This is a genomic window from Lachnospira multipara LB2003 (assembly GCF_000702205.1).
Taxonomy (GTDB): domain Bacteria; phylum Bacillota; class Clostridia; order Lachnospirales; family Lachnospiraceae; genus Lachnospira; species Lachnospira multipara_A.
This window is the reverse complement of the sequence record NZ_KL370871.1, coordinates 1-23,395: the sequence shown is the minus strand read 5'-3', so window position 1 is coordinate 23,395 and position 23,395 is coordinate 1. Positions and strand designations below refer to the sequence as shown.

The following is a 23,395-nucleotide window of genomic DNA, read 5'->3' as shown; positions in this document are numbered from 1 at the left end:
ATTTCATAATATATCCTTTATGGCGGAAGTAGTTATGGAAACTGCTTCCGCCAAAATAGTTTCTTTTTGCATAAAAATATAGTAAAATAAATCTAGCGATTATGCAAAAGATGATATAGATATAGGGAGGTTTTTTACATGAGGGACTTAAAGGAGAATTGTTTAAGAAAAAGTATTCCATTAAACAATGATTGGGAATTTACATTGGATTTTAATGAGGGAGTCTTTGATTTAAATAATACTAAGGGTTTTTCTAAGGTAAGAATTCCACATACAATGGTTGAGACGCCATTTAATTATTTTGATGAAGGAATTTATCAGCATGATGCTGCTTATAGAAAGACAATAGAAATCCTAGAGGAATGGAAGGGCAGACGAATTGCTTTAAAATTCGATGGAGTTGCCCATAGAGCGGTTGTATATCTTAATGGGGAAAGATTATATGAGAACCTATGCGGTTATACAAGCTTTGAAGTTGATATTACATCAAAGGCGATTTATGGTAAGAAAAATACAATTGTTGTAGAGGTAGATTCTAGGGAAGATCAGAATATACCGCCATTTGGCTATGTTATTGATTATATGACTTATGGTGGAATATATCGTGAAGTATCCCTTGAAATTTCAGGAATGTTGCACTTTAAAGATCTATATGCCATACCAACAATTTCTTCAGATATTAAGAAAGAAACAAAGACATTTAAGGAGGCTAGTTGTAGAGCTAATTTAAAACTACAATTCTCTCTATCGGATAGTCTTATAGATAATACATATAAAGAAACCTGTCATGCTAAAATTGAGTTGAAATTAATAGACGATAAGGAAATTATCTGTTTAAGAAATTATCCTTTATTAGACTATATAAACAGTGACTTTTTAGCTAATTTAAAAGAAGGCAATGCTTTAATTGAAGAAGAAATTGATATTGAAAAAATAAGACCTTGGGATGTAACTTATCCAAAACTTTATACTTTAGTATGTGAATTAAAAAGCGAAGATATGACTTTAGATGTATGGGAATGTAAGATTGGCTTTAGAAAGGCTGAATTTAAGGAAGACGGCTTTTACCTTAATGATAGAAAGCTAAAAATTAGAGGCCTTAATAGACATCAAAGCTATCCATATGTTGGCTATGCAATGCCTGAGAGTATGCAAAGATTAGATGCAGAAATACTACGTTTCGAATTAGGCGTCAATGCAGTTAGAACATCCCATTATCCACAGTCTAAGGCCTTTATTAATAGATGTGATGAACTTGGTTTATTGGTATTTACAGAAATTCCAGGATGGCAGCATATTGGAGATGAAGCATGGAAGAATGTGGCTATAAGAAACGTGGCTAATATGGTAACACAGTATAGAAATCATGCATCAATTATTCTTTGGGGTGTTAGAATTAATGAATCAGTTGATGATGACGAATTTTATAAAAAAACAAATGCAGTAGCAAGAAAGCTAGATAGCAGCAGAGCTACAGCAGGCGTTAGATATTTAAAGAACAGCTCACTTCTTGAGGATGTTTATACATATAACGACTTTTCTCATGATGGAACTAATGCAGGTTGTGAGCCTAAGAAGAAGGTAACATCTAATAGAAATAAAGCATATATAATTAGTGAATTTAATGGACATATGTTCCCAACAAAATCCTATGATAGTGAGGAACACAGACTAGAACATGCCATTAGACATGCGAAAGTCTTAAATGATTTTTATAAAAATGAAGACATAGCCGGTGCCTTTGGCTGGTGCATGTTTGATTATAATACACATAAAGATTTTGGCAGTGGTGATAGAATATGTTATCATGGTGTAATGGATATGTTTAGAAATCCTAAACTAGCAGCTTATGTGTATGAAGCTATGCAGGGAGTAAGACCTGTATTAGAGGTAAGTTCCTCCTTTGATATTGGTGAACATCCTGCAGGTTCAAGAGGAAATACATATATTTTTACTAATTGCGATAGTGTTAAAATGTATAAAAACGACATTTTTATAAAGGAATATACTCATAAGGATTCTCCATTTAAGAATCTAAAGAATGGTCCAATACTAGTGGATGATTATGTTGGAGATATTATGTTAAAGGAAGAAAAATTCTCCAAAAAGCAAAATGACACTGTTAAGAAATGTCTTAATTATGTGGCTAGATTTGGTATGAATCATTTACCAGCAGAGATTTTATTAGAAGCTGGCAAGGCTTTAACGATTTATAGAATGACCTTTGCTGATGCCTATGCCCTTTACCAGAAATATGTTGGTAACTGGGGTGGTACATCAACTGCATTTAGATTTGAAGGCTATAAAGATGGCAAGAAGGTTTTAACTGTGACTAAGAAGACATCTAGTAAATTACATTTGGAATTAGATGTTTCAAGCACTAATTTAGTTGATGATAAGACATATGATGTGGCAGCTATAAGGGTTAAGGTTAAAGATGAGAATAATAATTTGGCATGCTTTTTTAATGATTCACTTCCAATTACAATTAGTGGAGAAGGACTTGAAATAATTGGACCAAAGAGGGTTAAGATTCTTGGTGGTATGGGAGGCACTTACCTTAAGACTAGGGGAGTTGCTTCTAAGACTAAGGTGCGAATCGACTTACCAGAAGAGTGGAGTGGTATAGATACAGCTAAGGAATTAGAATTTAACATTGAGTGTTAGTTTCCTTTATGAACCGGGCTAGGCTTAGTATCCATAGCAATAGGAGATAAAGTTTAAGTAGGTAAGGTTATGTATGTTATTGTAAAAAATGTTCTTAGAATTTCAGTTAGAAATTTGGTGGAATTTTTATGTACAACAGGAAATATTGATAGAAGAAGTACAGGAATAACTGATGTACGTGCAATGCAGGAAGGTGCTAGAATTCATAGAAAAATCCAGCATGAGGCAGGAGCATCTTATCATGCCGAGGTTCCTTTAAAAATGGATTTTAATATGGTTACAGATAATGCTAACCCTTATGTAATTTCTATTGAAGGTAGAGCCGATGGTATTATTGCTGATATGTATGAAGATGAGGATGGCAATAAAACACCTATTGGAGCTGTTACTGTAGATGAAATTAAGACTATGCAATATGGTATTACTAAGTTAAAAGAAGCCGTTTATGTACATAAGGCTCAGGCTTTGGTATATGCTTATATTTATGCAACAAAGAATAATCTAGATTCTATAATTGTACAAATGACTTATTGCAATCCAGAAACTGAATTTATAAAAAGGTTTGTAGAAGAATACACTTATGAGGACTTAAGTAAGTGGTTTAATGACTTGCTTGATGAATTTAAAAAATGGACTGATTTTTTGCTTGATGAAAGAGCAAAAAGAAATGAATCTATAAGAAATCTAGAATTCCCTTTTGAATATCGAAAGGGACAAAAGCAGATTGTTTCAGCAGTTTATAAAACAATAGAAAAGTCAGAAAATATGTATATTCAAGCACCCACAGGGGTTGGTAAGACCATTTCAACTCTTTATCCCACAATTCAAGCTGTGGGACGTGGGATGCTTGATAAGATTTTTTATCTTACATCTAAGACAATAACTAGAACGGTGGCAGAGTCAACCTATAAGATTTTAAAGGATAAGGGACTATCCTTTAGATCTATTACCCTTACTGCTAAGGAAAAAATATGCCCATTAGATGAGATGGAGTGTAATCCTGAAGTTTGCCCTTACGCTAAGGGTCATTTTGATAGGGTCAATGATGCTGTCTATGATATGATAACTCATGAAACAAACATTACAAGAGACGTGGTATTAGAGTATGCTAAAGAGCAGACTGTATGCCCTTTTGAAATGGAGTTAGATGCAAGTTATTGGTGCGATGGAATTATATGTGACTACAACTACGTTTTTGATCCTGATGCTTGCCTTAAGAGATATTTTGCAGAGGGTAGCAAAGGAGATTATGGAATACTTGTGGATGAGGCACATAATCTAGTAGATAGAGCAAGAAGCATGTATAGTGCAAGGCTTATTAAAGAGGATTTCCTTGAGGTTAAGAAACTTTTCAAGGACCCATCTGATAAAAAAATAGTTTCAGCAATTAATAAATGTAATAAAGAATTACTTGAATTAAAAAAAGAGGCCAGGGGATTTGCTAAGATGTCAAGCTTTGGCAAATTTAGTGTTAGTCTAGAAAGACTTGGAAGTTTACTAAGCAAATATCTAGAAAAACAAAAGGGAAAGCCTGTTTTTCCGGAAGTCCTTGATTTCTTCTTTGATATTAGGCACTTTTTATCTATGGAAGATGTGGCTGATGAAAAATATGTTAGATATGTTGAAGAAGATGAAAGAGGAAATTTTGTTGTAAATCTTTCCTGCATTGACCCATCAGGCAATATCAGTTTAAGACTTGGTCAGGCTAAATCGGCTGTATTTTTTAGCGCAACCCTTTTACCAATAAATTACTATAAAGAAATGATTACAGGAGATGTACATGATATGGCGATTTATGCCAATTCTCCTTTTGATACAGAAAAAAGGAAGGTTATTATTGCAGCTGATGTAAGCAGCAGATATTCTAGGCGAAACGATAATGAATATAGAAAAATTTGTGAATATATTGATGCATTAGTAAAGACCAAACGTGGCAATTACATAGTATTTTTCCCTTCTTTTTCCTTTATGGAGAAGGTTTATTTAAAATATTCCTCTGAATTTATAAATCCATTTGATGAGTCGGTGGAAGTTATTATGCAAACTGGAAAAATGACAGAAGGGGAAAGAGAGGAATTCTTAAGTAACTTTACCTCTAGGGAGAACTCTCTAAATAATGTGACTTTTGCTTTCTCTCTTAGTGATGGTCAAATTACAGACAGTATTAAGCTAGAGGATAAATTCGATAGAGCAAATCTAAGAACTAATATAAAGTCCTTAGTTGGATTTTGCGTTCTTGGAGGGATTTTTTCTGAAGGAATCGACTTAAAGGAAGATAGCCTTATTGGTACAGCAATTGTTGGAACGGGTATTCCTATGATTTGCAGAAGTAGAGATATTATAAGGGATTACTTTAATCAAATTGGAAAGGATGGCTATTCCTATGCCTATGTTTATCCTGGTATGAATAAGGTCTTGCAGGCTGCTGGGCGTGTAATAAGAACGGCTAATGATGAGGGAATAATATTACTTCTTGATGATAGATTTTTAACTCCAGAATACGAACGACTCTTCCCGCGAGAATGGGATAAAATCTATAAAGTAACTAAGAATGGAATTGTGTCAAGTATTAGGGATTTCTGGGATTTGTAAGCCATTATATTCTTAAACTTTTTATTGTGAATATTCTTTAAATATGATATTATCTATATAGATATACAGGTCTTATTGGTGAGTTTAAGACCACAACTTAATAAAGAATATGTTTATGAGGAGTTCACATGGAAGAAGCAGAATTTGAAAAGCTTGTTAGTGAATACATCAATCGTAGAGCTGATAAAGATGAATGGATGAAATTGGGTTTTGATGAATTCCAAACCATGGAAATTAATAGAGGTATGGATAATGGAGTAAATGTGTTAATTTACTGCAATCCAGAGTTTAATGCGGCCAGCATGAAGTCCCTTAGATTAGGTTTAGAAGAGGGAATTGATGTTAGCCCTTTTGCTACGCCTGAATTTGATTATATGCAGATGGAGGAAATTAAAGAGTGCCTAAGATCGGGGATTGATATAGAAGATGTATGTAATCCCTCATATTCTAATTCTGTGATTAGAGAAATTCGTCTTGCAAGAGTAAATGGATATGATGTGGTTCATTACGCTAAATTAGGATATTCTGGTGAGATTTTAAGACAAATAAGACTTGCTAGAAAAGATGATATAGATATTGATTTTTTTGTAAGGGATAATTTTGATCCCTTCCAATTAAATGAAATTAGATTAGGCATTAAGTCCTGTGTAGATGTATCAAAGTTTATGCTACATGAATACACAGGCGAGCAGATGGAGCAGTTGCGCCTAGGCTTGGAAAATGGTGTTGATATTGACGTTTACAATTTCACAGGTTTTTCTTCAGGCCAAATGAAAGAAATTAGACTAGGTTTAGAAGCGGGAATAGATGTTACACCATACGCAGATCCTTTTTATGATTCAGTTACTATGAAAGAAATGAGAGAAAAAGAGGAACGTGGAGACTCAGCTGAAGAGCCTAAATTAGATGACCTACAAAGTCAGGAAATATTACTTGGATTAATGAGTGGTGTTGATGTTAGTTTATATGCGGATGCAAGGTATTCTTTCCATCAAATGGAGGCTATAAGGGTTAGGCTAGAAAGAGGAGAGGATGCTAGCGACTTATTAATTTATGCCAATTGTTAATTTTTAATGAAGTTAGAAAGCTGAGTGAAACGTAGGAAAGTAGATTAGAAATTATGTAACTGAAGGCAAAGCTTGGAGGTGAGCCGGGTGGACGATAGTTTAAATAACAATGATAATATAAGAGAGATTCAGGTGCAGATATCAGATGATAAGATGGAAGCTGCTATTAGCATATCTAAGCCTGACTCAAGTGAAGATAATTATACCAAATCAGAGATTATGTCTAAGCTATCTGAAATAGGCATAAAAACTGGAATTGATGAAGATAAAATACTAGAAATGATAACAAATAAGCAGTATGGCCAATTTTTAATAATAGCCACAGGCAAGCAAGTTGAACATGGTGAAGATGGTTATTATGAATATTTTTTTGATGTGGAAGCTGCTAGTCAAGCAAAGACTAAAAAGCCCAATATTAGAAGCGATGGAAGCATTGATTTTTTAAATAAGACGCTTTTTGTAAAGGTTAAGGAAGGGGATCTTCTTTGCAAATATCATGAGCCAACAAAGGGAAATTTTGGCTTTGATGTATTTGGTAAGTTGTTAGTTCCAAAGCCAGGAAAACCAGCTCCTAAAATCAGGGGCAAGGGCTTTATTGTATCTAACGATGGTCTTGAATATTATGCCTTAAAAAATGGCAAAATTGAATTTAGAAATTACGATCTTAACATAAGTGACATATATGAGGTTGATGGAGATGTGGATTTAAGTACAGGAAATATTGATTTTGATGGGGATGTCAATATTAATGGTAATGTTAAGAGCGGTGTTAATATCTCAGCAATGGGTAATATCTTTATTAGCGGATTTGTTGAGGATGCCAATTTAAGGGCTAAAAAAGATATTATAATAAAGGCTGGATGTAATACTAAGGGACTGGGAAGATTTGTGGCAGATGGAAGTATTCAAGCTAAGTTTTTTGAAAATGCCAATGTTTATTGCAAAGGTGATATTAAAGCGGAATATATTCTAAACTGCACAGTTGTAGCCTATGGAAAGGTTTTTGTTTCAGGAGGAAGAGGCTCGATTATTGGTGGAGATATTACAGGAGTTCTTGGAATAGATACACAGTACTGCGGTCATGAAACCAATGTAAAAACAGTTCTTAGAGTTGGAGCAACTAAAGAAATTAGACATGAATATGCAGAATGCATAATGAAAATAAAGGAAATAGATTCATCTATTGATACCTTTGATCAGGCATTAGAAAAGATTGGTTTACTAAAAGAAGCAGCTTCTGATAAGTATGATAAGGAGATGGAAACAAGAATCTTCCAATCCAAAATCGTTAAAAAGGCTGAGAAAACAAAGGAAGAAGAAAGAAGTAAAATGCTTTTTGGGCTTATTAGAGAATCAGAGCGGTCTGTATTAAAAATCGAGAAAAGCTGTTATCAGGGATGTAGAATAATTCTTAATGATAAGAGCTATATTCCAAGTTCTGTATTTGATCATATTTTGATAAAAAAGGTGATGAATAATATAAAACTGTTGGATTATGACGATGAGTAATAAGATTAAAAGTTTTATATAATTTAATAGGTATGGTTTATAAAAAACCACTAGTTATCAACACTAGTGGTTTTTTTTAGGGCATAAAAGTAGTATTATAAGAAGGTAAAAAGTTTATGACATAAGGAGTAAAAATGATTGAGAACATAGTTTCAGTTGAGCTTCCAGTTCATGAAAATCTAGTTATAAAAAAGAAACGTATTATGCCTAAGGGGCTAGATTCTAAGGCTTTGTCAAAATGTCCTAGAATATCTATTGTAACTGGAATTCATGGAGATGAGCTTGATGGACAATATATAATTTATGAATTAATAAGACATATGAATATGCATGAAGATGATTTAAAGGGAATTATTGATATTTATCCTTGTGTAAATCCATTAGGTCTTGATAGTGGTTACAGAGGAATACCAATGTTTGACCTTGATATGAATAGGGTTTTCCCTGGAATGAGTAATGGTGCCTTTGCAGAATATGTGGCAGCTAATCTTATTAATGATATTATAGGGTCTGATATGTGCCTTGATATTCATTCAAGTAATAAGTTTATTAAGGAAATGTTGCAGGTGCGACTAAATGATGATAACGAAGAAAAATTACTTCCATACGCAAAGACCCTTAATGCTGATTTTGTATGGGTTTATTCATCCCTTCCTGTTAGAGAGGCAACACTTTCATATTCTCTAAACCATCTTGGAGTTCCAACAATGGTTGTGGAAATGGGTGTTGGAAATAGAATTAGCAAAAGCTACTGTAAGCAATTATTTGAGGGAATTCTTAATTTGTTGAAGGAAGTTGGCGTATTTAAAGGAAATACTCTTCCAGTTAAAGAGCCAATTGTTTCAAAGGAAGGAGAGGTAACCTTTATAAGTGCCAAGGATTCTGGACTTTTTGTCCCTAATATTGAGAATTTAGGTGAAATAAAAGCAGGTGACTATATAGGAGATATAATTGAACCTATAGAAGGTAGAATATTACAGCATTTAGAGTCTCCTGTGGATGGTATAATTTTTACAATTAGGGAACATCCAGTGGTTTATAAGGGAGCATTACTTTGTAGAATTTATCATAAGGATTGATTAGAATGGTTAAAGAGACAGTATTTAGTTTAAAGGGATTATATCGAGAAGATTTTAAAATAGAGGCATATAGATTTGGACATGGGGACAAATCAGCAGCAATAGTGGGTTCTTTAAGGGGAAATGAAATGCAGCAATTATATATTTGCTCGCAACTTGTAAAAACTCTTAAATACCTTGAAGCCCATGGAGCAATAACTCACAATCACGAAATTGTAGTGATTCCAAGTGCTAATAGTTTTTCTATGAATATTGAGAAGAGGTTCTGGGCTATTGATAATCAGGATATTAATAGACAATTCCCAGGAGATGCTTATGGCGATACAACAAAACAAATTGCCAATGCCATTTTTGAAAGAGTTAAGGGCTATAGCTATGGAATTCAGTTTGCATCATTTTATATGCCGGGAGATTTTATTCCCCATGTAAGAATTATGGAGGCAGGACAGCAAAGTCCAAGCCTTGCAACGCTTTTTGGACTTCCATATGTAATTATTAGAAAGCCAAAGCCCATGGATACAGTAACATTAAATTACAATTGGCAGATGAATGGTACAAGTTCATTTTCAATTTACACCAATAGTACAGACTTAATTGATGAAGCTTCTGCAAGACAGGCAGTATCATCTGTTCTTAGATTCTTAACTAGAATGGGCATTTTAAAATATAATAATCATTCTGGTTACATTGCTAGTATTACTAACGAAGATGATTTAATGGCTGTAAAGTCTGAGACTGCGGGATTTTATAAGAGACTTAAAAACCCTGGGGATTTTTGTGCTCATGATGAGGTTATAGCAGAAATTCTTGATCCCCACGAGGGAGAGATAAAGGCCAAGATTAAATCACCTACTGAGGGGATTGTCTTTTTTGCTCATACAGCACCTATGGTTTTAGGTGATGAGGTGGTATATAAAATTCTTAGACGTATGCATGAGTAAAGTTGTTTGAATTTAAGCGACTTTGACCGACTATGAAAAAATTTTAAAAATAATTATTTTTGCCCTGTCAATGAATTGATTTACATTTTTTGCTGTGGTAGAATTAAGACCTGTTGGGACTAATCCTGACAGGTCTTTTTTGGTAGCGTTTACCTTTAGAGGCGAGGAATGATTTATTAAATATTTAGGAGGTCGACATGAGCAACGTTAAACGTGTTTTTGTTGAAAAAAAGAAGGATTTCGCGGTGAAAGCGAAAGAACTTGAAAATGAGATTATTGGATACCTTGGAATTAAGACTATCACAGACGTTAGAGTTTTAATTAGGTACGATGTAGAAAATCTTTCGGAGGAAACATATAAGAAGGCGTTAACAACCGTGTTTTCTGAGCCTCCTGTAGATGATGTGTATGAAGGCACATTTAATAAAAATGATGATGATTTTGTATTTTCTGTAGAGTATTTACCAGGTCAGTTTGATCAAAGAGCTGATTCTGCCGAACAATGCGTTAAGTTCTTTAACGAAAATGAAACCCCAGTTATTAAAACAGCAACAACTTACGTTATATCAGGTAAGTTAACAGATGAAGAAAAAGTAAAGATTAAGGAAAACTGTATAAACCCAGTAGATTCAAGAGAAGCTAAGGAAGATATTCCACAGACTTTAGTTACTGAATTTAAGACACCTGCTGACGTTAAGATTTTTGATGGCTTTGTGGCTATGAACGAGGCAGATTTAAAGGAACTTTACGAATCACTTAATCTTGCTATGACATTTAATGACTTCAAATTCATTCAGGATTACTTTAAGACAGAAGAAAAGCGTGATCCTTCAATGACAGAAATCAGAGTATTAGATACATACTGGTCAGATCACTGTCGTCATACAACTTTCGCTACAGAATTAAAGGATATTAAATTTGATGAGGGTAAGTATAAAGCCCCAATCGAAGCAACATTTAAGAAATACTTAGCTGATAGAGAATCAGTTTATGCAGGTCGTAAGGATAAATTTATTTGTCTTATGGATCTTGGTACACTTGCAGCTAAGAAGCTCAAGAAGATGGGCTTACTAGAAGATCAGGAAGAATCAGATGAAATTAATGCTTGTTCAATTGTTGTCCCAGTTGAAATAGATGGTAAGACAGAAGAATGGTTAGTAAACTTCAAGAATGAAACACATAACCATCCAACAGAAATCGAACCATTTGGTGGTGCTGCAACATGTCTTGGTGGTGCAATCCGTGATCCACTTTCAGGACGTACTTATGTATATCAGGCTATGAGAATTACAGGTGCAGCTAATCCTACAGTTCCAGTATCTGAGACAATGCATGGTAAGCTTCCTCAGAGAAAGTTAGTTACAGGTGCAGCTCACGGTTATTCTTCATACGGTAACCAGATTGGTCTTGCAACAGGTTATGTTAAGGAAATTTATCATCCAGATTATGTAGCTAAGAGAATGGAAATTGGTGCAGTTATGGCTGCTGCTCCAAGAGCTGCTGTTAAGAGAGAAAATTCAGATCCAGGTGATATTATTATCTTACTTGGTGGTAGAACAGGACGTGATGGCTGTGGTGGTGCTACAGGTTCATCTAAGGTTCATACAGAAAAATCAATTGAAGAGTGTGGTGCTGAAGTTCAAAAGGGTAATGCTCCAACAGAAAGAAAGATGCAAAGACTCTTTAGAAGACCAGAAGTTACAAAGCTTATTAAGAAGTGTAATGACTTTGGTGCTGGCGGTGTTTCAGTTGCAATTGGTGAATTAGCAGATGGTTTAAGAGTAGATCTTGATAAGGTTCCAAAGAAGTATGAAGGTCTTGATGGTACTGAACTTTCAATTTCAGAATCACAGGAAAGAATGGCAGTTGTTGTAGATCCTAAGGATGTTAAGGAATTCTTAAAGTATTCAGCAGAAGAAAACTTAGAGGCTGTTGAAGTTGCTGTTGTTACTAAGGAGCCTAGACTTGTTCTTAACTGGAGAGGTAAGGATATTGTTAATATTTCAAGAGCATTCCTTGATACTAACGGTGCTCATCAGGAAACTTGCGTAGAAGTTGAAATGCCAGTAGAAGAAGATAATTTCTTTACTAAGAAGGAAATTGCAGATGTTCGTGCTAAGTGGCTTAAGACATTAGCTGATTTAAATGAGTGTTCACAGAAAGGTCTTGTGGAAAGATTCGACTCATCAATTGGTGCAGGTACAGTTACAATGCCTTATGGTGGTAAGTATCAGTTATCTGAAACACAGGCAATGGTTGCAAAATTACCAGTGCTTAAGGGTAAGTGCGATACAGTAACAATGATGTCTTACGGTTTTGACCCATTCCTTTCTAAGTGGAGTCCATACCATGGTGCAATGTATGCAGTAGTTGACTCTGTTGCTAAGATTGTGGCAGCAGGTGGTGATTATAAGAAGATAAGATTTACATTCCAGGAATACTTTAGAAGAATGACAAGTGATCCTAAGAGATGGAGTCAGCCTTTTGCAGCTCTTCTTGGTGCTTATGAAGCTCAGATGGAATTTGGTCTTCCATCAATTGGTGGTAAGGACAGTATGTCAGGTACATTTGAAGATATTGATGTTCCACCAACACTTTGCTCATTTGCAATTGATACAGCTAAGGAATCAGACATTGTTACAACTGAATTAAAGAAAGCTGGTAATGTATTAGTAAGATTTGACATTGCAAGAGATCAGTATGATCTTCCTAACTTTACACAGATTAAGGCTCTTTATGAAGAGATTCATGAATTGATTTTAAATAAGCTTATTGTTTCAACATTTGTTCTTGATGCTAATGGTTTAGTACCAGCAATTTCTAAGATGGCATTTGGTAATAAATTAGGTGTAAGCTTAGAAGATAGCATTAAGGAAGAAGATTTATTTGCACCAGGATTTGGTTGTATAGTAGCAGAAGTTCCAGCAGAAAGATTAGATGAAATTAAGACTGCTTACACTAAGGTCGGTGTGGTTAATGATGAAGCTAAGTTTACATATAAGAACGTTTCAATCAACATGGAAGAAGCTTTAAGCGTATGGACTGATACATTAGAATCAGTATTCCCAACTAAGGCTTCTAAGGCAGTAGATAAGATTGAAGCAATTACTTACGATGCTAAGGAAATTCATATTTGCAAGAATAAGGTGGCTAAGCCAACAGTATTTATTCCAGTATTCCCAGGTACTAACTGTGAATATGATTCTGCTAGAGCATTTGAAAAAGCAGGCGCTAACACAATCGTTAAGGTATTTAAAAACTTAGATGCTGCTAGCATTAGAGAATCTGTTGATGAATTTAGCAAGGCAATTGCTCAGTCACAGATTATTATGTTCCCAGGTGGATTCTCAGCTGGTGATGAACCAGATGGTTCTGCTAAGTTCTTTGCTACAGCATTTAGAAATGAGAAGATGAAGGAAGAAGTTACAAAGCTTCTTAATGAAAGAGATGGTTTAGCTCTTGGTATTTGTAATGGTTTCCAGGCTCTTATTAAGCTTGGTTTAGTACCAAACGGAGAAATTACAGGTCAGGATTCTAATTCACCAACTCTTACATATAATACAATTAACCGTCATATCTCTAAGATGGCTTACATTAGAGTTGCATCTAATAAGAGTCCATGGCTTGCTGGAGCTAAGCTTGGTGGAGTTTATACAAACCCAGCTTCACATGGTGAAGGTAGATTTGTAGCTCCTAAGGAATGGCTTGATAAGCTTATTGCTAACGGCCAGGTTGCAACACAGTATTGTGACTTAGATGGTAATGTTTCAATGGATGAAGAATGGAACATTAACGGTTCATATATGGCTATTGAAGGTATCACATCTCCTGATGGACGTTGCTTGGGTAAGATGGCTCACTCAGAAAGACGCGGCGATTCAGTTGCTATTAATATCTATGGCGAACAGGATTTAAAGATCTTTGAATCAGGTGTTAACTACTTTAAGTAATATTTAAGATACATATTGAATAAACGATAATCCAAAAAAGACAGATGCCTATATTTGCATCTGTCTTTTTTAATTTAGTGCTTATGATTGACATTATGGTGCTTTAGTTGTAGTATCATTACGGTTAGTTATAACAAACTATCATTATGGAGGTATATATGGGAACAGTTATAGTAGTGCTTATTTTGGCAGTTTTAGTAATATTAGCTATATCACAAAGCAAGAAACACCTAAAGGGTGAAGGCGGATGTTGTGGCGGTGGCAGTGATAGTGCTACACTAACAGAAATTAAGGAATTAGAAGGCAAGATTATTGGAAAAAAGATAATCTCAATAGAGGGAATGCATTGTGATAATTGTAAAAATAGTGTGGAACGTTCTATTAATAGGATTGATGGAGCAAGAGCTGTGGTAAATCTTAAGAAAAACAGGGCCGTTGTTGAATATGATAGAGTATTAGACGATGAAGATTTAAGGATTGCAGTTGAGCGTTTAGACTTTAAGGTTATTTCTATAAAAGAAGCGTAGATGCTATTGACAATGGAGTTAGTATATGCTAACCTATAAGTGGTTAGATAATACTAACTATAAAGGATTATATTCGGGACTTAATGTCCCGTTATTTTAAAAACACCAGTTAGCGATAACTAACACGCGTAAGATACATGTAACTAGATTTTTAACTTGAGCAAATGAGGAGGTAAATGTGAGCGTAGTAATTATTGGTGGCAACGAATGTATGGTTTGTCAATACGAGAGAATATGCAAGAAACATGGTTGTAAGGCTAAAGTTTTTGTTAAAGAAAAAAGCGGTTTTAAAGACAGACTTGGAAACCCAGATTTAATGATACTTTTTACTAATACGGTTTCACATAAGATGGTTTTATCGGCTGTTAGTGAAGCTAAGAAAAATGATATAGAGATTATAAGAACACATTCAAGCAGTGCTTCATCTCTTAACAACGTATTAGATGAGTACTTTGAGAATGTATAAAATTGTTGGTTAAATTATAAATATAAAGAGGTATTGTTGTGGAAGATTTGATTGAGATAAGAGCTAAGGTAAATAATAAATTAGAACTTGATTTGGTTAGGGAGTGTGCACCAACACTTGCAGGACTAAAGACAGCCAACCTATTTAACTATCAATTTGAATCTATTGATAGCATGAATAGAGAGCTTTTAAAGATGAATAGTCTACTTAACAAAAAAGGTGTTTATTTACAAGTTCTTAGGATATCAAAGACAAGAGCATTACTTTATGTTTATAGACCAATGCGCTTACTTAAGGATTTGTTAAATGATAAGACTTTAAACACCCTTAAAAAGGATGGATATCATGTGGATTTAGATAATCTAGATGATAGGTGTGATGCTCTTGTGATTTGTAACAAATTCATTAGGACACTTATTAACAGAATTGAGATGGAAGATAGCTTTCCTCATGAGATTGGCTTTTTTTTAGGCTATCCAAGAGAGGATGTGATAGGCTTTATTGAACAAAAAGGACAAAACTGCAAATGCTGTGGTTTCTGGAAGGTTTATGACAATGAAGAACGTTCAAAGGCTATTTTTGCTAAGTATAAGAAATGCTTTAAGATTTATCAAAAAGTATTTTTAGATGGTAGAACATTAAGTCAGCTAACAGTAGGTGCATAATTTTTTAATATGGATTAAAGAAGAATCTTCTTTAATATAAAAAAGTTGCTTTTCACTTAGGTGGAAGAAGGAGGAAAAATGAGTAAAGTAGCAGTAGTTTTTTGGAGTCAGACAGGTAATACAGAAAGCCTTGCAAATGCAGTAGCAGAAGGTGCTAAGAGTGCAGGTGCAGAAGTGTCAATACTTGGCTTTGGAGATATTAATTCAGCAAGTGTTGGATCATATGATGCAATCGCTTTTGGTTGTCCAGCAATGGGTGCTGAACAGCTTGAAGAAACAGAAGTTGATCCAGCATTTACAGAGCTTGAAGGCTCATTATCTGGCAAGAAAATTGCTCTTTTTGGTTCATATGGCTGGGGTTCAGGCGAATGGATGGAAGAATGGGAAGGAAGAGCTAAAGCTTGTGGAGCTAATTTAGTAGCTGATCCTGTAATCTGCAATGAAGCACCAGATGATGCAGCTCTAGAATCTGCTAAATCCCTTGGATCTAAGCTTGCTTAAATTGTGCGCGTGAGTACAAAAGCCATACATATCAACTAAATAAAAGCGTTACCCGTGCCATTAAGGATGGAAAATAGGTCAAGGATAGCTCTCGGATTACAGGCAATATTTAGGTTAATTGAGATTAGACTTTATATTTTCTTATGCTAAGGCACGGGTTTTTTAAGGGGCTTAGTTTAGTAAAACGTGATTTAGAAAAAACTAATAATTATTCTTGACAACTAATAAATGTTAGCTTATACTAACTCGTGTTGAGAAAATATATCAATAAGATATGTGGAGGTAATTTATATGCCATTATCATTTTTAGAAGAAGGCTTAAAAGTTAGAATACAAAGAGTTGGCGGTTTAGAAGAAACCAAGCAGTTTTTAGAAAAGTTAGGTTTTGTTAGCGGCGCTGATGTGGAGGTTATTTCAAGAACAGGCGGTAATGTAATTGTCAACATCAAGGGTTCTAGAGTAGCTATCGGTAAAGAAATGGCTAATAAAATTATGGTATAAGGTGAGAAGGAGAAAGAGAAGATGACTTTAAGGGACGTTAAAATCGGCACAACAGTTAAAGTTAAGAAACTTAACGGTGATGGCCCTGTGAAGAGAAGAATTATGGACATGGGCATTACAAAGGGTATTGAGGTTTATGTAAGAAAGGTTGCTCCATTAGGTGACCCTATAGAGGTTACAGTTCGTGGATATGAACTTTCATTACGTAAGACAGATGCACAATTAATAGATGTTGAATAATAAAGGGAGAGAGGTAAGGACATGTCAATAAAAATCGCGCTTGCAGGTAATCCTAACTGCGGTAAGACAACACTTTTTAATGCACTTACAGGATCTAATCAGTATGTAGGTAACTGGCCAGGTGTAACAGTAGAGAAGAAGGAAGGTAAATATAAGGGAGACAAGAGTGTAGGGATTATTGATCTTCCAGGTGTATATTCACTTTCACCATACACACTTGAAGAAGTTGTAGCTAGAAATTATTTAGTTAATGAAAGACCTGATGCAGTAATTAATATTGTTGATGGTACTAATATAGAGAGAAACTTATATTTAACAACACAGATTATTGAACTTGGTATTCCAGTTATAGTTGCTGTTAATATGATGGACCTTGTTAAGAAGTCAGGAGATAAGATCAATATTAAGAAACTTGGAGATGTAATTGGCGCACAGGTTGTTGAGATTTCAGCTCTTAAAGGAACAGGTATTAAGGAAGCTGTTGGATTAGCTATTAAGGCAGCTAATTCTAAGAAGGCTAACAAGCTAGTTCATAGATTTTCAGACAGTGTTGAAGAAGCTATTAGTAGTGTAGAATCAAAGCTTGGTTCAGATATAAGTGAAGAGCAGAAGAGATTTTTTGCAATTAAGTTTATCGAGAAAGATGATAAAGTTTCAAATCTTACAAAACAAAACGTTGATGCATCAGAAGAAATAGCTAAGCTTGAAAAAGAATTTGATGATGATACAGAATCAATTATCACTAACGAGAGATATACGTATATTTCATCAATTATTGATAGTTGTGTAACTAAAAATCATGCTAAGAAGCTTACAACATCAGATAAGATTGATAGAATTGTTACTAACAGAATTTTAGCACTTCCAATCTTTGCTGTAATTATGTTTGTAGTTTATTATATTTCAGTTGTAACAGTTGGTACATATGTTACTGATTGGACTAATGATGGTTTATTTGGTGATGGTTTCTATTTATTTGGCAATGGTAGAGCAGCATATGAAGAAGATATGAATGCTTATTATGAAGAGAATGTATGGACAGACGAAGTTGTTGCTAATGTAGAAGCTGCAGCAGATGCTGGTATTACAGGTGCTAGTGATATTTTAGATACAATTAATGATAAGAGCTTCGGAGATTTTGATGAAGCTTATGGTTCATATGGTGCTGAATTAGATGAAAAAGAAGATGGAAAGTATTCTATTTCTGAAGTAGTTGATGAGGCAACAGGAGAAGATGCAGAACTTCCAGATAATGCAGATTACGGTATTTGGGTTCCTGGTGTTCCTGTTATTATTGGAAATGGCCTTGAAGCAATTCATTGTAACGAATTTTTAACAGGCTTAATTATTGATGGTATTGTTGCAGGTGTTGGTGCAGTTCTTGGTTTCGTTCCACAGATGCTTGTACTTTTCATCTTCCTTGCTTTCCTTGAAAGCTGTGGTTATATGGCAAGAATTGCTTTTATTATGGATAGAATCTTTAGAAAATTTGGTTTAAGTGGTAAGTCATTTATTCCAATTCTTATTGGTACAGGTTGTGGTGTTCCTGGTGTTATGGCATCAAGAACTATTGAGAATGAAAGAGATCGTCGTATGACAATCATGACAACAACATTTATTCCATGTGGTGCTAAGTTACCAATTATTGCTCTTATTACAGCAGCATTATTTGATAATGCTTGGTGGGTAGCTCCTTCAGCATACTTCCTTGGAATTGCTGTTATTATTCTTTCAGGTATTATATTAAAGAAGACAAAATTATTTGCCGGAGATCCAGCTCCATTCGTTATGGAACTTCCTTCATATCACTTACCAACAGTAGGTGCTATTCTTAGAAGTATGTGGGAAAGAGGATTCTCATTTATTAAAAAGGCTGGTACAATTATCTTACTTTCATCAATTATTATTTGGTTTGGTTCAACATTTGGTTGGAGCGAAGGATCATTTGGATGGAATCCAGACCTTGAACTTTCAGACTCAGTTCTTGGTGCAATTGGTAATGGTATAAAGTGGATTTTTGCTCCACTAGGTTTTGCAGATGCAACAGCAGCTGTTGCAACAGTTATGGGTCTTGTTGCTAAGGAAGAAGTAGTAGGTGTATTTGGCGTACTTGACTTTGAAGGCCTTGCACCACTTGCAGGATATTCTTTCCTTGCATTTAACTTACTTTGTGCTCCTTGCTTTGCAGCAATTGGTGCTATTAAGAGAGAAATGAATAGCCAGAAGTGGACATGGATTGCTATTGGATATCAGTGTGCTACAGCTTATATCGTTTCATTAGTAATCTATCAGTTAGGATTATTATTTACAGGTTCAGTAAATGTATTAGGTCTTATAGTTGCAATTATTGCTATAGCTTGTGTATTATATCTATTATTTAGACCATACAAGCCAGCAAAGACACTTAAGATTAACGAAAAAGTAGCTAATATCTAGTTTTTATTAAGATTTTAAAGGCGAATTATAGGAGGTTTATATGTTAGGAAATATAATTACAGGTGCAATATTAATACTCATTGTATTCTTGGCTATAAGGAGCCTTGTAAAAGATAAAAAGAGTGGCAAGTCAATACAATGTGGTGCTGACTGCAGTAAATGTGGTGGTCATTGCCACTAAGCTTTAGAAAGACGCTGGTTCATTAGGCGGTAAGAGGTGAAAAATATGCTTGAAAATTCTGCTGATAAGAAAAGGCAAGAAATGGGTTTTACAAGAACTCAGATGCAAAAAGACATGGTTTTAAGATTACTTAAAGAACGTGGGTGCAGGATCACCAAGCAACGTCAGATACTTTTAGATGTAATCTTACAAGAGGACTGTTCTTGTTGTAAGGAAATCTATTATAAAGCATCTAAACGTGATCCTAAGATAGGTAGTGCAACTGTTTATAGAATGGTGAATGTTCTAGAAGAAATAGGCGCTATAAATCGAGGAAATATGTATAAGCTATCATGTGATTCATGTGATTATGATGATGCTTGTTTAATTGAGCTAAATGATGCTACAGTTCTAAATTTATCTAAGCAGTCATTAAGTAAGATAATGGAAACTGGCTTAAAAGCATGCGGATATATTAAAGAACAAAAAATAAGCAACGTACAGGCTCTACAATTAGTTTTTGAAAATTAATATTTAGGGGCTGTGAAAAATGATTATCTCATTTTTTCACAGCCCCTTTTTTATAGGCTTAAGTCTGCTTTATGGTTGTAAATAAAACTACACATATGCTATAATATACTATAGTTATAACGGAACTAAATATTATTAAAGAAAAGAGAAAAATTATGGATAATGAACTTTATAGCAAGAAATTTGCTGGATTTTGCGAAATGTTAATATCTAATTTTTCAGATATTAATAATATCAATAGCTATATTGCGTCTGCACTTAAGCTTGTTGCAGATGATTTAAAGCTAGGTTTATTAACTATGGATGTTGTAATTCCTGTATCAGTAAGAGTTCCACAGGGAAAGAATGTTAGATATCACCTATATGAGGCTTCTGAGTATGAAGAAGAGTATAAGGAATATCAGTTCTTAACAGCAGATGGTGGACGAATTAACTTCCAGGTGCATCCTGTTTTAGGCTATGAATACGATGAAGAAGATGAAAAACACATTAGTTTCATTGTAAAAATCATAGCTTATGTATGTAAATATGTAAGAATATCAGGATATGAAGCCATGACACCATTTATGGATAGTCTTACAGGTGCACTAAATTCCAACGGTTTAATGCGAAATGGAGGAATTTTATTTATTAAAAACGACATTTCTGAGTATGCGTCTGTATTTTTTAATATAAAGAATTTCTCACAATTTAATCATGAAGGTGGAGCAAAGCTAGGAGATGAAATCCTTAAGAAATATAGTATTGCAATTAACTCTTATATCCAAAAGGATGAGCTGTTTGCAAGAATCGGTGGAGATGGATTTGTAGTTTTTATTAAGAAAACAAGGGTCGATGATTTTGTAGACTTTATCTCTAAGATGAAAATTAGAGCAAATACAAAGAGGGGACCAAAGGATTTTGAGGTAATGACATCAATAGGTCTATATTTTGCGGTGCCAAAGGATAATATAGGTAATATGCTTAATTATTCATTAACTGCTTGTAAATATGCTAGACAATCAAAGAATACTGACTGCGTATGGTTTAGGGAGTATATGATTGATGATGATGCTAGAGAGAAGGAAATCTCTTATAAATTTTATGATGCAGTATCAGAAGAAAAATTCGAAGTTTTTTATCAGCCTAAGGTTGATTTAGAAACTGATAGCTTAGGTGGGGCAGAGGCATTGGTTCGTTGGGCATCTAAAGAAAGATTAATAAAGCCTAGTGAATTTATTCCTGTTCTTGAAAAGGAAGGTACAATAAAAGACCTGGATTTTTATATGCTTAAGCACGTATGTATGGATATTAGAAGTTGGCTAGACAGAGGTATTAAGCCAGTTCCAGTTTCGGTTAATTTCTCCAAAATCCATATTTTTAATGACAATTTAGCTGAAAGAATAAGCACTGTAATTAAGGAATATGGCATTGATCCAAAGTATATAGAAATTGAGATTACTGAAATGTCTGATTTAGAACATAATGCAGCCCTTAAAGAGTTTGTTGATGCAATGAATAAAAGAAAGATAAAAACATCAATTGATGATTTTGGAATTGGATTAGCATCAATTAATATTTTAAGAGACTTAGATGTAGATTGTATTAAATTAGATAAGATTTATACTGACAGATTAGTTGAAGGCAACGATAAGGATTACATTATTATTTCAAGTCTTGTGGATATGTTAAAAAAGATTGGTAAAAATGTAATAGCAGAAGGCGTTGAAAAAACAGAACAGGTTGATTATCTAAAGAAAATGGGCTGTAAATATGCTCAAGGTTACTTATTTGATGAACCAATTAAGAACGATGAGTTTATAAACATACTAACTAGCAAGAAGTATTAATTCTTTTCTAAATAATATATTGACAAAATTAAGAGTAAATGATAAGATATAGAAGTTGCAAAGCAAAGAAGAGTATCCACTCTCACCTCAGCACATATATGTGACTCGGGTTAATATTTAAATCATTTACCGCATAGGTTTTGTTTAGATTTAAGGGTGGATAGTCGTTATGATTATCCACCTTTTTTGTGGAAACGAGATTTTGCATAACATATAGACGAATATGGAGGTACACGACAATTAGCGATTTAATGATTAATGAACAGATCCGTGATAAGGAAGTTCGAGTAATTGGACAAGAAGGACAACAGTTAGGAATTATGTCATCAAAGGAAGCTCAAGGGCTTGCAAGAGAGGCAGGAGTAGATTTAGTTAAGGTAGCTCCTTCAGCAAATCCACCAGTATGCAGACTTGTTGACTACGGCAAGTATAAGTACGAGTTAATCAGAAAAGAGAAAGAAGCTAAGAAGAAACAGAAAACTGTTGAAGTTAAAGAAGTTAGATTATCACCAAACATTGATACTAACGATCTTAACACTAAGTGTAACTCAGCTAGAAAGTTTATCGAGAAAGGCAATAAGGTTAAGGTCTCTTTAAGATTTAGAGGTAGAGAGATGGCACATGTTGATTCAAGTAAACATATTCTTGAAGAGTTTGCAGAGAGATTATCAGATGTTGCTGTAATCGATAAAGCTCCTAAGATGGAAGGTAGGAGTATGACTATGTTTTTAACGGAAAAACGTTAAAAAATTAAGAAGGATTTAGGAGGAACTAATATGCCAAAGGTAAAGACAAAAAGAGCAGCTGCTAAGCGTTTTAAAGTAACTGGAACAGGTAAGTTAAAGAGAATGAAGGCTTACAAGAGCCATATCCTTACTAAGAAGACTACTAAGAGAAAGAGAAATCTTAGACACGCAGCTATGACTGACGCAACTAACGTTAAGACAATGAAGAAGATTATGCCTTATCTCTAATTCGATGAGTTATTAGGTCTTAACATTTCAAGTTTTTTATAGGAGGAATTTTAAAATGGCAAGAATTAAAGGCGGATTAAACGCAAAGAAGAAGCATAATAAAGTATTAAAGCTCGCTAAGGGTTATAGAGGTGCTAGATCTAAGCAGTACAGAGTTGCTAAGCAGTCTGTAATGAGAGCACTTACAGAAAGCTACAAGGGTAGAAAGCAGAAGAAGAGACAGTTCAGACAGTTATGGATCGCAAGAATTAACGCTGCTGCAAGAATCAATGGTCTTTCATACAGCAAGTTCATGTACGGTCTTAAGTTAGCTAACATCGACCTTAATAGAAAGGTATTAGCTGAAATGGCTGTTAACGATGCTGAAGGTTTTGCTAAGCTTGTTGAAGTTGCAAAGTCTAAGGTAGCTTAATTAAAGCAACATTATATGAGATTTAAAGTCCTATAAGATTATCTTATAGGACTTTTTTTTTAATGTGCGCCTTGCGGCGCACGTTTCTAATGGGTGAAAGTCCCTAATCCGCCCTAGTAGTGGGAAGGATACAGCCAAGACCAAGGGTGTCCATCGTGAGGTGGAATCTGAAGGAAGGTGGAGGCAAATCTCTGGTCTGACGAACAGAAATCACATCAGGCTATAGTTAAGGATAAGGTTGCATTACAAACTGAAGTCCAATAACTACTCGGAATTAACTGTAGTAAATGTGGCAGATATGTGGAGAGAAAGAAACGTGTGGTACCAAGGGAGGTCTTGTCAGCAAGT

The 23,395-nt window shown here is 34.5% G+C and carries 20 protein-coding genes and 1 other annotated feature; all 20 genes read left to right on the top strand.

Annotated features, from left to right (window positions below):
* The first annotated feature begins 138 nt into the window (after positions 1-138).
* Entirely contained in the window at positions 139-2,667 is a 2,529-nt protein-coding gene (locus T537_RS0109585; RefSeq protein ID WP_031557538.1) for a glycoside hydrolase family 2 protein, read from the top strand.
* A gap of 69 nt (positions 2,668-2,736) precedes the next feature.
* Positions 2,737-5,259 (top strand): ATP-dependent DNA helicase, encoded by a 2,523-nt coding sequence (locus T537_RS0109580; protein WP_031557535.1) that lies wholly within the window; start codon positions 2,737-2,739, stop codon positions 5,257-5,259.
* Positions 5,260-5,387: 128 nt separating this feature from the next.
* Positions 5,388-6,326, top strand: coding sequence for a hypothetical protein (locus tag T537_RS0109575; protein ID WP_031557532.1), 939 nt, complete (start codon positions 5,388-5,390; stop codon positions 6,324-6,326).
* An 87-nt stretch (positions 6,327-6,413) separates the two neighbouring features.
* Complete coding sequence (locus T537_RS0109570; protein ID WP_027437348.1) at positions 6,414-7,835, top strand: flagellar assembly protein A; 1,422 nt, start codon at positions 6,414-6,416, stop codon at positions 7,833-7,835.
* Between the two features lie 134 nt (positions 7,836-7,969).
* On the top strand, positions 7,970-8,914 hold the full coding sequence (locus T537_RS0109565) for a M14 family metallopeptidase (RefSeq protein WP_027437349.1): 945 nt from the start codon (positions 7,970-7,972) through the stop codon (positions 8,912-8,914).
* Between the two features lie 5 nt (positions 8,915-8,919).
* A complete protein-coding gene (locus T537_RS0109560; protein ID WP_031557530.1) occupies positions 8,920-9,855 on the top strand; it encodes a M14 family metallopeptidase in 936 nt (311 codons plus the stop codon).
* A gap of 197 nt (positions 9,856-10,052) precedes the next feature.
* Positions 10,053-13,805, top strand: coding sequence for a phosphoribosylformylglycinamidine synthase (locus T537_RS0109555; protein ID WP_031557528.1), 3,753 nt, complete (start codon positions 10,053-10,055; stop codon positions 13,803-13,805).
* 158 nt (positions 13,806-13,963) lie between these two features.
* On the top strand, positions 13,964-14,332 hold the full coding sequence (locus T537_RS0109550) for a heavy-metal-associated domain-containing protein (RefSeq protein ID WP_027437352.1): 369 nt from the start codon (positions 13,964-13,966) through the stop codon (positions 14,330-14,332).
* A gap of 178 nt (positions 14,333-14,510) precedes the next feature.
* Positions 14,511-14,798 (top strand): DUF2325 domain-containing protein, encoded by a 288-nt coding sequence (locus T537_RS0109545; RefSeq protein WP_027437353.1) that lies wholly within the window; start codon positions 14,511-14,513, stop codon positions 14,796-14,798.
* Between the two features lie 38 nt (positions 14,799-14,836).
* Entirely contained in the window at positions 14,837-15,463 is a 627-nt protein-coding gene (locus T537_RS0109540) for a DUF3793 family protein (protein ID WP_051554910.1), read from the top strand.
* A gap of 78 nt (positions 15,464-15,541) precedes the next feature.
* Positions 15,542-15,964, top strand: a complete 423-nt coding sequence (locus tag T537_RS0109535; protein WP_027437355.1) for a flavodoxin — start codon at positions 15,542-15,544, stop codon at positions 15,962-15,964.
* 291 nt (positions 15,965-16,255) lie between these two features.
* On the top strand, positions 16,256-16,465 hold the full coding sequence (locus T537_RS0109530) for a FeoA family protein (RefSeq protein ID WP_031557527.1): 210 nt from the start codon (positions 16,256-16,258) through the stop codon (positions 16,463-16,465).
* A 21-nt stretch (positions 16,466-16,486) separates the two neighbouring features.
* Entirely contained in the window at positions 16,487-16,705 is a 219-nt protein-coding gene (locus T537_RS0109525; protein WP_027437357.1) for a FeoA family protein, read from the top strand.
* A gap of 21 nt (positions 16,706-16,726) precedes the next feature.
* Complete coding sequence (feoB, locus tag T537_RS0109520; protein ID WP_031557525.1) at positions 16,727-19,141, top strand: ferrous iron transporter B; 2,415 nt, start codon at positions 16,727-16,729, stop codon at positions 19,139-19,141.
* Positions 19,142-19,181: 40 nt separating this feature from the next.
* Positions 19,182-19,322, top strand: a complete 141-nt coding sequence (locus T537_RS12130) for a FeoB-associated Cys-rich membrane protein (protein ID WP_034210155.1) — start codon at positions 19,182-19,184, stop codon at positions 19,320-19,322.
* Positions 19,323-19,367: 45 nt separating this feature from the next.
* Positions 19,368-19,832, top strand: a complete 465-nt coding sequence (locus T537_RS0109510; protein WP_031557523.1) for a transcriptional repressor — start codon at positions 19,368-19,370, stop codon at positions 19,830-19,832.
* A 155-nt stretch (positions 19,833-19,987) separates the two neighbouring features.
* Positions 19,988-21,661 (top strand): EAL domain-containing protein, encoded by a 1,674-nt coding sequence (locus T537_RS0109505; RefSeq protein ID WP_031557520.1) that lies wholly within the window; start codon positions 19,988-19,990, stop codon positions 21,659-21,661.
* A 59-nt stretch (positions 21,662-21,720) separates the two neighbouring features.
* Positions 21,721-21,856 (top strand) — a sequence feature (ribosomal protein L20 leader region).
* A gap of 56 nt (positions 21,857-21,912) precedes the next feature.
* The gene (gene infC, locus T537_RS0109500) at positions 21,913-22,407 is read left to right on the top strand and encodes a translation initiation factor IF-3 (protein WP_027437360.1); all 495 of its coding nucleotides are present in this window, start codon (positions 21,913-21,915) and stop codon (positions 22,405-22,407) included.
* Between the two features lie 30 nt (positions 22,408-22,437).
* Positions 22,438-22,635 (top strand): 50S ribosomal protein L35, encoded by a 198-nt coding sequence (gene rpmI, locus T537_RS0109495; RefSeq protein ID WP_021867234.1) that lies wholly within the window; start codon positions 22,438-22,440, stop codon positions 22,633-22,635.
* Positions 22,636-22,690: 55 nt separating this feature from the next.
* Entirely contained in the window at positions 22,691-23,047 is a 357-nt protein-coding gene (gene rplT, locus T537_RS0109490) for a 50S ribosomal protein L20 (RefSeq protein ID WP_027437361.1), read from the top strand.
* Positions 23,048-23,395 lie beyond the last annotated feature (348 nt).

Bases quoted from the DNA above. Each gene is read 5' to 3' on its own strand.
- T537_RS0109585 (WP_031557538.1), top strand. From the start codon at position 139: ATGAGGGACTTAAAGGAGAATTGTTTAAGAAAAAGTATTCCATTAAAC.
- T537_RS0109580 (WP_031557535.1), top strand. From the start codon at position 2,737: ATGTATGTTATTGTAAAAAATGTTCTTAGAATTTCAGTTAGAAATTTG.
- T537_RS0109575 (WP_031557532.1), top strand. From the start codon at position 5,388: ATGGAAGAAGCAGAATTTGAAAAGCTTGTTAGTGAATACATCAATCGT.
- T537_RS0109565 (WP_027437349.1), top strand. From the start codon at position 7,970: ATGATTGAGAACATAGTTTCAGTTGAGCTTCCAGTTCATGAAAATCTA.
- T537_RS0109560 (WP_031557530.1), top strand. From the start codon at position 8,920: ATGGTTAAAGAGACAGTATTTAGTTTAAAGGGATTATATCGAGAAGAT.
- T537_RS0109555 (WP_031557528.1), top strand. From the start codon at position 10,053: ATGAGCAACGTTAAACGTGTTTTTGTTGAAAAAAAGAAGGATTTCGCG.
- T537_RS0109550 (WP_027437352.1), top strand. From the start codon at position 13,964: ATGGGAACAGTTATAGTAGTGCTTATTTTGGCAGTTTTAGTAATATTA.
- T537_RS0109535 (WP_027437355.1), top strand. From the start codon at position 15,542: ATGAGTAAAGTAGCAGTAGTTTTTTGGAGTCAGACAGGTAATACAGAA.
- T537_RS0109530 (WP_031557527.1), top strand. From the start codon at position 16,256: ATGCCATTATCATTTTTAGAAGAAGGCTTAAAAGTTAGAATACAAAGA.
- T537_RS0109525 (WP_027437357.1), top strand. From the start codon at position 16,487: ATGACTTTAAGGGACGTTAAAATCGGCACAACAGTTAAAGTTAAGAAA.
- feoB (WP_031557525.1), top strand. From the start codon at position 16,727: ATGTCAATAAAAATCGCGCTTGCAGGTAATCCTAACTGCGGTAAGACA.
- T537_RS12130 (WP_034210155.1), top strand. From the start codon at position 19,182: ATGTTAGGAAATATAATTACAGGTGCAATATTAATACTCATTGTATTC.
- T537_RS0109510 (WP_031557523.1), top strand. From the start codon at position 19,368: ATGCTTGAAAATTCTGCTGATAAGAAAAGGCAAGAAATGGGTTTTACA.
- T537_RS0109505 (WP_031557520.1), top strand. From the start codon at position 19,988: ATGGATAATGAACTTTATAGCAAGAAATTTGCTGGATTTTGCGAAATG.
- infC (WP_027437360.1), top strand. From the start codon at position 21,913: ATGATTAATGAACAGATCCGTGATAAGGAAGTTCGAGTAATTGGACAA.
- rpmI (WP_021867234.1), top strand. From the start codon at position 22,438: ATGCCAAAGGTAAAGACAAAAAGAGCAGCTGCTAAGCGTTTTAAAGTA.
- rplT (WP_027437361.1), top strand. From the start codon at position 22,691: ATGGCAAGAATTAAAGGCGGATTAAACGCAAAGAAGAAGCATAATAAA.